1 protein-coding gene is annotated in these 1,202 nt (G+C 45.8%); it reads left to right on the top strand.

Annotated features, from left to right (window positions below; translation table 11 throughout):
* Positions 1-1,202, top strand: a 1,202-nt coding sequence (locus AC3AYF_RS21380; protein ID WP_487780479.1) for a phosphoribosylformylglycinamidine synthase subunit PurQ, incomplete at both ends; no start/stop codon positions are given.

The following is a 1,202-nucleotide window of genomic DNA, read 5'->3' on the forward strand; positions in this document are numbered from 1 at the left end:
CTGGTTGGCTGCCTGTGGTCATGCCGGCGAAGATGCCTTGTTATATGACACCGTACATACAGTCGGTATGGAACTCTGTCCTGCGTTGGGTATTGCTATTCCGGTGGGTAAAGATTCCTTGTCGATGAAAACCGTGTGGCAAGATCGTGACGAACAAAAATCAGTGACCTCACCGTTGTCATTGATTATTACCGCCTTTGCCCCAGTCACTGATGCTGCCAAAACGTGCACACCGGAACTGCGCACCGATCAAGGCGATACAGATCTGATTTATATCGATTTAGGTAAAGGTCATAACCGTCTAGCTGCATCGGCATTAGCACAAGTGTATAAACAAGTGGGCCATCATGGGCCCGACCTTGATAATCCTGAAGCATTAAAACAATTTTTTGCTGCGATTCAACAAATGAATCAGGATGAATTATTGTTGGCCTATCACGATCGTAGTGATGGTGGTTTGATTACGACCTTATGTGAAATGGCTTTTGCCGGTCATACCGGTTTGGATATTAACCTCAGTGGTTTGGGTGAAACCTTACCAGTGTTATTTAATGAAGAACTCGGTGCGGTTATCCAAGTTCGTCATTGTGACGTGGAAGATGTACTCGCCATCCTGCGTGAGCAAGACTTGTCACACAATAGTCATGTTATTGGTGGTTTGCGTGCTGATCAGCAGATCACGATTAATGTAAATGGTGAACAAGTGATTAATCAATCTCGTATCACCTTGCAACGTTTCTGGGCTGAAACGAGTTATCGCCTGCAAGCATTACGTGATAACCCTGATTGTGCCAAGCAAGAGTTTGATGCTTTATTAGATGAACAAGATCCTGGTTTGCAGGCCAACTTAAGCTTTGATGCGACAGAGCATGTCGCGGCCTCATTGATTGTTAGTGGTGACAGACCTAAAGTGGCTATCTTAAGAGAGCAGGGTGTCAATGGTCAGATAGAAATGGCGGCCTCGTTTGACCAAGCAGGTTTTACTGCTTTCGATGTGCATATGAGTGACGTGCTTGAAGGCCGTGTTGATTTAGTGGACTTTAAAGGCTTGGTTGCTTGTGGTGGTTTCTCCTATGGTGATGTGTTAGGCGCGGGTCGTGGCTGGGCCAGTACTATCTTGCACAATGCCAAAGCGCGTACACAATTTGCTGATTTCTTTAACCGAGAAGATACCTTTACCTTAGGTGTGTGTAACGGCTGTC

The organism is Salinicola sp., assembly GCF_982684285.1.